This window comes from Pseudomonas sp. ES4 (assembly GCF_050586665.1).
GTDB classification, from domain to species: domain Bacteria; phylum Pseudomonadota; class Gammaproteobacteria; order Pseudomonadales; family Pseudomonadaceae; genus Aquipseudomonas; species Aquipseudomonas frederiksbergensis.
This window is the reverse complement of sequence record NZ_JBOBDO010000002.1, coordinates 440,451-450,565: the sequence shown is the minus strand read 5'-3', so window position 1 is coordinate 450,565 and position 10,115 is coordinate 440,451. Positions and strand designations below refer to the sequence as shown.

Annotated in this window: 10 protein-coding genes and 1 pseudogene; 3 read left to right on the top strand and 8 right to left on the bottom strand. The window is 58.9% G+C overall.

Annotated elements, in window-relative coordinates:
• The 4 genes and pseudogenes from ACQ4OB_RS04230 to ACQ4OB_RS04215 form a co-directional block, all read right to left on the bottom strand.
• Positions 1-657 (bottom strand): DUF3313 domain-containing protein (locus ACQ4OB_RS04230; protein WP_430955184.1); only part of this gene is annotated, 657 nt, incomplete at its 3' end.
• Positions 658-706: 49 nt separating this feature from the next.
• Positions 707-934, bottom strand: a pseudogene (locus tag ACQ4OB_RS04225) (transporter); the annotation flags it as partial.
• A gap of 200 nt (positions 935-1,134) precedes the next feature.
• Positions 1,135-1,416, bottom strand: coding sequence for a DUF3303 domain-containing protein (locus ACQ4OB_RS04220; RefSeq protein ID WP_102614228.1), 282 nt, complete (start codon positions 1,414-1,416; stop codon positions 1,135-1,137).
• 229 nt (positions 1,417-1,645) lie between these two features.
• The gene (locus ACQ4OB_RS04215) at positions 1,646-2,047 is read right to left on the bottom strand and encodes a hypothetical protein (RefSeq protein ID WP_074877812.1); all 402 of its coding nucleotides are present in this window, start codon (positions 2,045-2,047) and stop codon (positions 1,646-1,648) included.
• Between the two features lie 151 nt (positions 2,048-2,198).
• Between ACQ4OB_RS04215 and ACQ4OB_RS04210 the strand changes: the two genes are divergently transcribed.
• Positions 2,199-2,591 (top strand): GFA family protein, encoded by a 393-nt coding sequence (locus ACQ4OB_RS04210; RefSeq protein WP_074877810.1) that lies wholly within the window; start codon positions 2,199-2,201, stop codon positions 2,589-2,591.
• A 146-nt stretch (positions 2,592-2,737) separates the two neighbouring features.
• The gene (locus ACQ4OB_RS04205; protein WP_074877808.1) at positions 2,738-3,118 is read left to right on the top strand and encodes a RidA family protein; all 381 of its coding nucleotides are present in this window, start codon (positions 2,738-2,740) and stop codon (positions 3,116-3,118) included.
• Between the two features lie 81 nt (positions 3,119-3,199).
• Here ACQ4OB_RS04205 and ACQ4OB_RS04200 read toward each other — a convergent pair whose 3' ends face one another.
• Both ACQ4OB_RS04200 and ACQ4OB_RS04195 read right to left on the bottom strand, forming a co-directional pair.
• Positions 3,200-4,765, bottom strand: a complete 1,566-nt coding sequence (locus tag ACQ4OB_RS04200) for an aldehyde dehydrogenase (NADP(+)) (protein ID WP_430955183.1) — start codon at positions 4,763-4,765, stop codon at positions 3,200-3,202.
• A gap of 5 nt (positions 4,766-4,770) precedes the next feature.
• Positions 4,771-5,400 (bottom strand): isochorismatase family cysteine hydrolase, encoded by a 630-nt coding sequence (locus ACQ4OB_RS04195; protein WP_430955182.1) that lies wholly within the window; start codon positions 5,398-5,400, stop codon positions 4,771-4,773.
• 100 nt (positions 5,401-5,500) lie between these two features.
• Between ACQ4OB_RS04195 and ACQ4OB_RS04190 the strand changes: the two genes are divergently transcribed.
• Complete coding sequence (locus ACQ4OB_RS04190) at positions 5,501-6,010, top strand: winged helix-turn-helix transcriptional regulator (RefSeq protein WP_430955181.1); 510 nt, start codon at positions 5,501-5,503, stop codon at positions 6,008-6,010.
• A gap of 229 nt (positions 6,011-6,239) precedes the next feature.
• Here the strand turns inward: ACQ4OB_RS04190 and ACQ4OB_RS04185 are convergent, their stop codons facing one another.
• Both ACQ4OB_RS04185 and potE read right to left on the bottom strand, forming a co-directional pair.
• Entirely contained in the window at positions 6,240-8,525 is a 2,286-nt protein-coding gene (locus ACQ4OB_RS04185; RefSeq protein ID WP_074877800.1) for an Orn/Lys/Arg decarboxylase N-terminal domain-containing protein, read from the bottom strand.
• Positions 8,526-8,527: 2 nt separating this feature from the next.
• On the bottom strand, positions 8,528-9,931 hold the full coding sequence (gene potE / locus ACQ4OB_RS04180) for a putrescine-ornithine antiporter (protein WP_074877797.1): 1,404 nt from the start codon (positions 9,929-9,931) through the stop codon (positions 8,528-8,530).
• Positions 9,932-10,115: the final 184 nt, after the last annotated feature.

Here is a 10,115-nt window from a genome sequence, read left to right as displayed (position 1 = left end):
CAGGTCGCTGGTCAGCTTGTCGATTGCGACTTTGAAATCCTTGGTGGTGATCTTCTGGCTGGCGTTTTCCAGTGTGGTGCCAAAGACTTTGCGCACGACTTTGGCCACGGTCTGGTTGTTGCTGGCATCGACGAACTCGGCCTCGATGAACAGTGTGGTGTCCTGATCGCGGTGACCACTGGCGGCGGAAACACCCCCGACGACGGCGGCAATCGGCACCACTTCATACCACTTCATGCCTTCGGTTTCGGCACTCACTCCGGTGATCGCCGCGCGCATGATCAAGGTTTTTGAACCGGCTGGCGCTGATTTCGTGCTCGATACCACCCGATATTTCTGACCCAGCACACCTTTGGCTTTGCTGGTCATGTAGCTCTGCAACTCGTCCAGGGTTTGCTGGTTGACCCGCTCAGTAGGCTTGGGCGCCGGGTAGAGCTCCAGCTTATTGAAAACCACGGTGTTATAGGCCTCTGGATTCCAGGACGGGCTGACCCAGCGCATGGCTGTTTCGCCGCTGGTGGTGGTGACTTGCTGCAAATTGTTGTAGTTGGACAGGAAGCCGGAATACTGCTCACGCTCGGTGACTTTCGAGGTGCAACCGCCGAGCAGCAGGCTGGTCAGCGCAACGCCAATAAACAGCTTTCGAGACAGATTCATAGTGGTGTGTGCTCCTTGGATGAATTCGTTTTTTTTCGTTCGCAGGGCATCAGAAACGCCAGGTCATATTGCCGGTCACGGCTTGAATCCAGGCATTGTCGAACTGACCGGAAGTTCGCGTTCCCGACGTGGATTTGGTCTGATCTACCGGCATGTCGCCGAGCCAGACCATGACCCCGCTGACATTAATGTCGGTGACCTTGCTCAGAGCATAGGTGGCTCCGGCCGCAATGCGCCAGGATTCTCGCATTGGCACGGTAAAAGTCCGGTTTGCGTCTGGCGTACCCTGAGACGAGCCCCCCGACCGGCCATCCACTGGATCCCCCCGCGATGAGCGTAGGTATGAATCGTTAAATTTCCAGTTATTGGTTTTTCGACCACAGGCCTTTGTTTCCCGTGCCTGGATCGATCATAGAGAATGTATTGTTCCAACGCGGAAGGGCATGGGGCGGCGAGCCCGGCTCGCCGCCCCAACGACTATTGCTTGCCGACAGCGGCCGCCAGCAGCGGCGCTATCTGTTCATCGGTCAGTGCCGCCTGGACTTCCATGGTCATAAGGTCGCTCCATTCCAGCACCCACTTCTGAATGGTTGCCGGATCACTGGCCTCTGCCACGCCAAAACCGGATGCACCACCGATGGCGTGCCAACGTCCAAGCATCTTGACGCCAGCGGGTGGCGCACCTCCGGTCTTGAGGAAACGCTCGATCGCGTTGTTACGATTTGCCGAACTGATAGACCAACTGACTATGAATAACATTTGCCACCTCCTGCGACGGATTGGCACCTGTTGCTCTTCGCGCACCTGGCGGGTGCCGGGACCAAGGTCACGCTTGAATGTCCAGTTTCATCCCTGACTGGCTTGAAACCACTGCTCCCATGAGAAGGCATAGCAGCGGGTCAGACTCGGCGCATGACCGCTGATCCTGTTTCGCTATATGGCAACGAATTTTTCCGGTGCCTGGAGGGCGATATTCATGCCGCTGATTTCACGCATCGCGCAACAGGTCGTTGGCGTTAAGCAGCGCGTAGGCGATTTCCGGGCGCTTCTCCAGTGCGCGACGAATCGCGGCCGGGATCGACTGACGGGTTTTGCGGCATAGCCCCGGTTGTTCACCCAGGTTGATACCGATACCGCGCATGGTGCGTACTTCGTTGAAACCGGGGGCGATGTCGACGCGAATGCCCAACTGCTCATACATCCGCTGTTGCAGGCGTTCCAGATCGCTCAGGCTCTGGAGGTTTTCCAGGCGTTCGATCAGGCGCTTTTCCTCTGAGCGGGTCAGAAACAGAATGCGCACGTCCGCCCCCGGTGTTTCCAGCAGCGGGTCTCGCCCGCAGTCGCAGACGCCGGGTGGGCAGGGTTGGCGGATCGGAGGCGTGGTGGTCATGGGGTCAATCATAGAGTGCTGCAATCGGATTTGCCCATAGGGTTTTTGCCCTTCTGGCGAACGGGAAACGCCGGGTCTAGGCTTAAAAGTCGGGCACTGGCAGGGTGCAATTCATCACGTTCCGACTGTTTGATTTCAGAGGAGACGCAGCATGGAGCGATTCACGGGGGGTTGCCTGTGCGGCAACGTCCGAATTGAGGCGTCGGGACTCCCGTATCGGGTTGGCCTTTGTCACTGCCTCGACTGCCGCAAGCATCATGGGGCGCTTTTTAATGCTTGCGCGATATTTCCTCAGAATGCGGTGACGATTGAAGGTGAAACACGCGACTACGGCGGGCGATTTTTCTGTCCCCGCTGCGGCTCGTCTGTTTTCGCCCGCAGCGACGACGAAATCGAAGTGAACCTGGGGTCGCTGGATGCCCCGGACCAACTGAGGCCTACCTACGAAAGCTGGATCGTGCGTCGTGAATCCTGGTTGCCGGCGTTTCCGCTCATGAGACGCTACGAGCGCGATCGTGACCCCGCTGGTCGCTTTGAGGAGTAGGTGCCGATTGATGAATCCAGGGCTTGCTACACAAGACTTGGACTCTCAATCCAGTAGATATCGTTTTCAAAACGGGGCCTTCCACACCGAGTTCCCAGCCGCTATATACTCGACAGCCTCTTCACCCCCTCAAGCAAGAGACACCCATGGCAAACCACGATCTGACCTTTCTCCCCGACCCCGATCCGCAATCCATCTCTTCCGATGTCGCCGGTTTCGGCGGCCTGCTGGTCTCCACTCAGATTCCCACCCGCGCTGACGGCAGCCTGGAACTGGGCGACATCACTTTGCAAAGCGAATGCACCCTGCAGGCGCTCAAGGTTGCGCTGGAGCACGCCGGCAGTTCCATGGACCGGGTTCTGCATCTGACCATCTACCTTACCGACATGGCCGACCGCGCCGCCTTCAACGAGGTTTACCAGCGTTTCTTCGCCAAGCCCTGGCCGGTTCGGGCCGCCGTTGGCGTGGCCTCCCTGGCGGTTGAAGGCATGCGTGTGGAAGTCACGGCGATGGCGGCCAAGGGCTGAGTCCATGGGGTTGACCGGCAGCCTCGCTCAACGAACGGGTACTACCGGGCGGATTGGCAAAGACTGCCTCAAGGACGGCTTTTATTGGCCGTCTACGAGGCGAGGCAGCCCCAAGGGATCAAACTCGCGCAACGTCTCAGGCAATAGCGCATCCGGAAAACCCTGGTAGGACACCGGGCGCAAAAAGCGTTCAATCGACGTCATGCCCACCGAGGTGAAACGGCTGTCCGACGTTGCCGGAAACGGTCCACCGTGGATGGTGGCGAAAGTCACCTCCTGAGGGTGCGCGAAAGCGTTGACCACGATTCGCCCGGTACGCCGCTCCAGGACCGGCAGCATGCGATGAGCCAGCGGCATATCGCGCTCATCAAGATGCATGGCGGCGCTGAGCTGGCCCTTGAGCGAGCGAGCGACGACAAGCAGTTCATCCTCATCCTTGACGTTCACCAGCAGTGCTGAGGGACCGAATACTTCTTGCGCAAGTACCGTTTCGGTCAGGAAGCGTTGACCGTCGACCTCATGCAACACCGATTGGCCATCAAAATCAGCGTTGGCTCGCGAGCCTTCGGCGATGCGATTTGCACCGACGCTCTCCATTGCGCCGAGTCCGCTCAAGTAGGAGGCATGAATACCTGGCGTCAACATCGTGCGCGCCGATGCTTCGGTGACGCCTTTTGCCATGGCGGCGCGCAGCGCTTCAAAGCCAGCTCCTTTGATGGCGAAGAGGATGGCGGGTCTGAGGCAGGCTTGCCCCACATTGACCAGCATGCGTTCGATAAAGCCAGCACCGATTTGCGCTCCACGCTCGGCCAGCGCATGGGGCAGGATGAACGTGGGGTTGACGCTGGTCATCTCGGTGAATACGGGAATGGGATCAGGGCGTAGCTGCGCACGCCGATACAGCGCCATGCCGCCATGCTCCGAGCCGGTGAACGTCACGGCCTTGATCAACGGATGATCGACCAAGGCTTCGCCGATCGTGTTGCCAATGCCACGCACCATCGAGAAAACACCCTCAGGCAGTCCGTTCTCTTGTACCGCCTTGCGGATGGCACGCGCCTGAATTTCCGATGCGCCTGGATGGGCGTTATGCGCCTTCACGATGACGGTCGCGCCAGCTGCCAATGCCGAAGCGGTATCGCCACCTGCGACCGAATAGGAAATGGGAAAATTACTCGCGCCGAAAATAGCCACAGGGCCGATTGCCATTTTCTGAAGTCGATGATCCATGCGTGGGCGAGGCTGACGATGGGGCTGGGCCGGATCGATGGCCAGCTGGAGGAAGCGTCCTTTACGTACGACCGCCGCGAACTGGCGAAACTGGGTGGCAGCTTTTACCGCTTCGCCTTCAAGCTGAGCCTCAGGCAGGCCCGTTTCGAGCGCGGCCCGTGCGGCAAGCTCATGACGGACAGCGTCGAGATTGTCGGCAATGCATTCCAGGAACGCCGCGCGCCGGGTGAGCGAGGTATGGCTGTAATGGTCGAATGCTTCGTCGGCAAGCATCGCGGCCTGGTTGACGTCTGCCATACCACCGAGTGCGAAATCCGGCTCGATCAACTGGTTGGTTGCGGGGTTGAGCGCCTTCATTGTCCCTTCAATGGCCGGGACTTCGTTTGCGCCGATAGTGAGGTTTCCAGTCAATGTCATGTGTGTCACCCCTGCAGTGCCAGAGACGCGATGAGCTCGTTCGTCGCCACAATGGCGTGGGCGAACGTGGGGCCGTTGAGTTCATGCGCGGCCTGCATCATTTCCGGCTTGAAGGCAGCGGTCGCATCACGTACCAGTGTGACGTGGTAACCGAGTTCCACGGCGTAGCGCGCGGTTGCCTCGATGCAGGTATTCGCCAGCAGACCCACGATGATCACGTGCGTGATGCCTTTCTGCTTGAGGCGAAAATCAAGGTCGGTGTTGGCAAAGCCGCTCGAGCCCCAATGTTCCTGAACGACGATGTCGCCGTCCTTGGGCGTGAAATCGGGGTGCCATTCCCCGCCCCATTCCCCGCGTGCGAAGTGATGCATGTGCATGACCTTGCACTGGGTAGGGCTCGGATGATCCCATCCTTCGTAGTCGCCTTGTTCCCAACGGCGGTGCGGTACGATGACCACCGGAATATCGAGTGCACGGACGGCGCGGTCGAGGGCGCGCAGATTTTCGAGCAGGCCGACTTGCTCGGCAATCGGCTTGATCAAGGGGTAGACCTTTCCGCCTTCCGACAGAAAATCATTGTAAGGATCGACCAGCAGATACGCGGTTCTGGTGAGGGGATAAATGGCTTTGGACATGGCGATTTTCTCCAGGGATTTTGGATGACTCGCGCCGAAGGCTTGCCTTGGTGCGCTGTTGATATGATAATCATAGCAACTGCAAAAGAGGCAAGTCCTTATGTCGGTAAACACAAGTGCTGTTCAAACCCTGTGCCCGATTGCACGGGCCGAGGCGGTCGTGGGGGACCGCTGGACCGTACTGGTCCTGCGTGAGTTGTTCATGGGGAGCCATCGATTCGACGAAATCCAGGCGCAGACCGGAGGAACCCCGCAAATGGTTGCCGCACGCCTGAAAAATATGGAGGCTGACGGACTCGTCGCTCGCCGTCCTTATAACGAGCGGCCGCCACGCTACGAGTATCACCTCACCCCGAAAGGGCAGGCCTTCTATTCGGTGATCCTTGCGCTGCGCGCGTGGGGTGAAACCTGGTGCAAGTCGCCAGAGGAAGAGTTGGCGGTCGTTTACACCCACAAAACTTGTGGCCAACCTGCCGGGCTGGGGCCGCTTTGCGAACATTGCGGCGAACTGTTGCGCCGTGAAGAGCTGATCAGCGAGCCGAGCGCCGCCTACATCGAAGAACGAAACGCACGGCGTGAGGCTTTCAAGGGGAATCGCATCCAGTCATAAGGACGTGCGGTTCACCACTGCTCAACGCCTTGATCAGTCGGTGTATGCCCTCACCGAGACGCAGTTGCTGCCGGCGAAAACCCAGCGCTTCATCGAGTTCGCGATCTTCGTTGCCGGGACGCAATGTGAGGGTTTAAACCCCACGGATTACCCGCTCAGGAAAAGACATGTAAAACGGGCGCCTTCAAGGCGCCCGTTGTTTTACTTTGCACTGTGTACAGGCGCTAGTTCATTTCAACACCAGCAAGCTATAAACCCCGCCCTCGCTTTCGATCCCATGGGTGTCATGGGTGAAACCCGGGAAGGATCTGTCGAAGGCTTCCAGCGCCTTGAGATAGGCCAGCAACGGCCCGTCCGCAGCCCCGGCGTTTTCGCCCGGCATCAGCAACGGAATGCCCGGTGGATACGGCACGATCCCGGTCGCAGCGATACGCCCGGCGGCTTCTTCGAGTGTCACCCGTTCGATGTCGTTTCTGACCAGTTTTTCGTAGGCCTCCACCGGGCTGAATTCGGCTTTGGGCAGTGTGCCGAACGCCTGGGCCATGTTGGCGGTGGTTTTGTGTTTCTTCATGGCGGCGAAGATTTCGTCGGCCAGGTCCTTGAGGCCCATGCCGGCATAACGAGCCTGGTTGGCGGCCAGCAGATCCGGCAGGCACAGTTCCAGTTCGACGTTGTCGTCATAATCGCGTTTGAAGTCGAGCAGGGCATTGAGCAAAGTGCCCCATTTGCCTTTGGTGATCCCGATAGAGAACAGGAACAGAATAGTGAAGTCGGTGGTTTTCTCGACCACGATGCCCTGGCGTCCCAGGTAGGCCGTGAGCACACAGGCCGGGATGCCCGAGTCGAGCAGGTTGCCGTCGTCGCCCATGCCGGGGCTGAGCACCGAGACCTTGATCGGGTCGAGCATGCAGTAGCCTTCTTCGATGTCGCCGAAGCCGTGCCATACCGCGTTGGGATGCAGTACCCAGCAGTTCGGCTCGGTTTTCAAAAGCACCGGGTCGACTTCATGGAACGGCACGGTGGCCGCGCCAACCTGCACGGTCGGCGGCTGCCAGCAGGTAAAGAACCACTCTTCCTTGCTCAACATCTCGTTGTGCATGCGCGAGACTACCTGGCGGAAACTGATAGCCTCTTCGATCGATTCGGTGGTGAGGATTTGCCCGCTGGGCGCGTCCATCATCGCCGAGCTGACGTCGCATGAAGCCATGATCGCGTAATTCGGCGAAGTCGAGGCGTGCATCATGTACGACTCGTTGAAGCGACCATGATCGATCGGATTGCGGCCGTTACGCACGTGAATCATCGAGGCCTGGGAGAGGGCGGCCAGCAACTTGTGGGTCGACTGGGTGGCGAACACCGTCGGCTTCGAGTCGTCGTGATCGTCCGGGCTGCCGTGCATGGCGTGGCGCTCGCGGTACAGCGGGTTGAAACGCGCATAACCGTACCAGGCTTCATCGAAATGCAGACGATCGACGCTTTGCCCCAGCAACTCTTCGACGCGGGTGACGTTGTAGGTCAGGCCGTCGTAGGTGGAGTTGGTGATGATCGCGTGGACGGGTGTCGGGTCGATGCCTTGCTTGACCAGCGGGTTACTGGCAATGGCGTCTTTCACGCCGCTGGCGCTCAGGGTTTGCGGCAGAATCGGGCCAATGATGCCGTAGCGATTGCGGGTCGGTACCAGATAGGTCGGGATGGCACCGGACAGGGTCATCGCATGTTCGGCGGACTTGTGGCAGTTGCGGTCACACAGGGCGATCTGATTGCGCGTAACGCTGGCCATGAGGATGACGCGGTTAGACATCGACGAGCCGTTGGTGACGTAGTAGGTGCGGTGGGCCCCGAACACTTTGGCGGCGTAGCGCTCGCCCTGGCCGATAGGGCCGCTGTGATCAAGCAGCGAACCGAGTTCGCCGACCGAAATCGACAGGTCCGAACGCAGCAGGTTCTCGCCAAAAAACTCATAGAAAGCGCGCCCCGCGGTGCTCTTCAAAAAAGCTGTGCCGCCAGCATGTCCAGGGGTGTGCCAGGAGTATTCATAGCTTCGGGAAAACTTCACCAGCGCCCCGAACATGGGAGGCAGTGCGGCTTGGCGATAACGTTCGATGGCTGCCAGGATGCGCCCGCTGAGGAAGCGGCTGGTGTCCTCGGGCAACCAGATGAAGTCGTCGGCGTGCTGCATGACCACCAGCGGAATGCTCGACGCGGTACTGCGATCGCTAATCAGGAAAACCGGCACGCGGGTGTTGCGCTCACGCAGACTGACCAGCAGTTGGATGCATTCCTCGTGACCTGCGCTTTTGTCCATCTCCCAGCTGAGTAGCACGCATTGAATGGCTGGGTCCGAGCGCAGGATCGACGTGGCATCACTCAGGGTTTCCGACGCCAGCACCTGGACTGCGCGTTCCTCCACATCGTTGATCAACTGATCCAGTGCGCGACCGAAGACGGTGCGTTTGTCCGGCGGGCTGCTGACCAACAGCGTGAGCATTCCAAGCGAATGTCTATGTTCCATCATGATTAAGCCTCCACTCTGACTGCATGCAAGTTATTGACCGGCACCGGTTTGCCCGTGATGTGCCGAGCGTTGACGGTCTGTGTTGGTACGCTGTTATTGAGTGCTTCGAGGCGGATCAGGCGGTTGTTGACGAAGCCGAACAGCGTATAGCCGAAGATCGTTGCCACGCCGCCGAGCATCAGCGCCTGCGGGCCCGAGCTGTAGAGCGCCAGGTAGCTGTAAGCCGCAGCCACCCACGCAATGATGTTGGTGGCCAAGGCCTTGCCCGCCGGTACGTTGGACACTTTTTGCATGGTCATCAGCGCGGCCATGGATAGGATGTAGGGCACCAGGTTGGTGACCACCGCGAGGTTGACGAGTGTGTCGAACTGCTTGCTCAGGTCAGGGCTGATGGTGAGAAAAGCCAGCGCCGTTTGCACTGCCAGCAGCACCAGCATGCCGATAATGGGTGTTCCGGCCTTGTTGGACTTGGCAAAGATCGACAGGAAATAACCGGTGTCCGCAGAGCTTTTGTAAACCTGCGCGATGGTGAACTGCCAGCCCAGCAGCGAACCGATGCACGCCAATACCATCGCAGCCATCACAATGTCGCCGACCATAGGCGTGAACATCTTGGCAAAGACCAGCCCGAACGGTGCGGTGGAGGAGGCCAGTTCCGGGTTATCGACAATGCCGGCAATGACGTTGGTAGAGACGATGTAGATCACCGCCGCGCCGAGGGTGCCGCCGAGGACCGCAATCGGTACGTTCTTCTCCGGATTTTCCACAGCATCGGTGTTGGCGCACGCCGACTCCAGACCGAGGAAGGCCCACAAGGTGATCGCCACCGATGCACCTGCGGCATCGAACCAGCCCATGTTATGCGGGTTCCAGCCGGCAGCGTAGACACTGCTGTCGAACCAGAACCAGCCAATGGTGGAAACCAGCACTACAGGCGCAATCACCCCCCAAACCGTAATCGCACCGATCCGGCCGGTAATCCGCGCGCCGCCGAAGTTGGCGAAAGTGGTGATCCACAACAGAGCGATGGTCGCCAGACCCACTTGCAGTGAATCAAGCTGAACATGGAACAGCTCCTGGATATAGCCGACCGCGGTAATACTGATCGCCACGTTGGCAATCAACAACGAGAGGCCATAGGTGTAGTTGGTGATGTAGTTGCCTGCCTTGCCGAAAGTGTATTCGGCATAGCCGCCCATGCCCCCGGTCTTTCGGCTGAGCATCCCGCAGCGCGCAAAGGCATAGGCCAGCGCCAGGGAGCCGGTGGCCGTGATCAGCCAGGAAAGGATGGAAATACCGCCGACTTCGGCAAGTTTTGTGGGGAGTAGCACAATACCGGAGCCCAACATGTTGACGGCTGTCAACATCGTCAGTTGCCCCACTGTCATTTTCTTTGCGACTGACATTCCGTTGCCTCATTTGTTGGCGGGAGAGAGCGTTAGCTATAGCAAAGGATTGAATTGGCGCAAGAAACGTCCGTACGACAGGAGAAAAACCGGCTATAGCGCACTTAAGGCATTTTGCTGGCCCCGAAGATTGAATCTTTTGACCAAAATCAATTTACTTTCAGTTAGTTGGGATCGAATTTAA

Coding starts and splice junctions, on each gene's coding strand:
- ACQ4OB_RS04220 (WP_102614228.1), bottom strand. CDS start 1,416: ATGTTATTCATAGTCAGTTGGTCTATCAGTTCGGCAAATCGTAACAAC.
- ACQ4OB_RS04215 (WP_074877812.1), bottom strand. CDS start 2,047: ATGACCACCACGCCTCCGATCCGCCAACCCTGCCCACCCGGCGTCTGC.
- ACQ4OB_RS04210 (WP_074877810.1), top strand. CDS start 2,199: ATGGAGCGATTCACGGGGGGTTGCCTGTGCGGCAACGTCCGAATTGAG.
- ACQ4OB_RS04205 (WP_074877808.1), top strand. CDS start 2,738: ATGGCAAACCACGATCTGACCTTTCTCCCCGACCCCGATCCGCAATCC.
- ACQ4OB_RS04200 (WP_430955183.1), bottom strand. CDS start 4,765: ATGACATTGACTGGAAACCTCACTATCGGCGCAAACGAAGTCCCGGCC.
- ACQ4OB_RS04195 (WP_430955182.1), bottom strand. CDS start 5,400: ATGTCCAAAGCCATTTATCCCCTCACCAGAACCGCGTATCTGCTGGTC.
- ACQ4OB_RS04190 (WP_430955181.1), top strand. CDS start 5,501: ATGTCGGTAAACACAAGTGCTGTTCAAACCCTGTGCCCGATTGCACGG.
- ACQ4OB_RS04185 (WP_074877800.1), bottom strand. CDS start 8,525: ATGATGGAACATAGACATTCGCTTGGAATGCTCACGCTGTTGGTCAGC.
- potE (WP_074877797.1), bottom strand. CDS start 9,931: ATGTCAGTCGCAAAGAAAATGACAGTGGGGCAACTGACGATGTTGACA.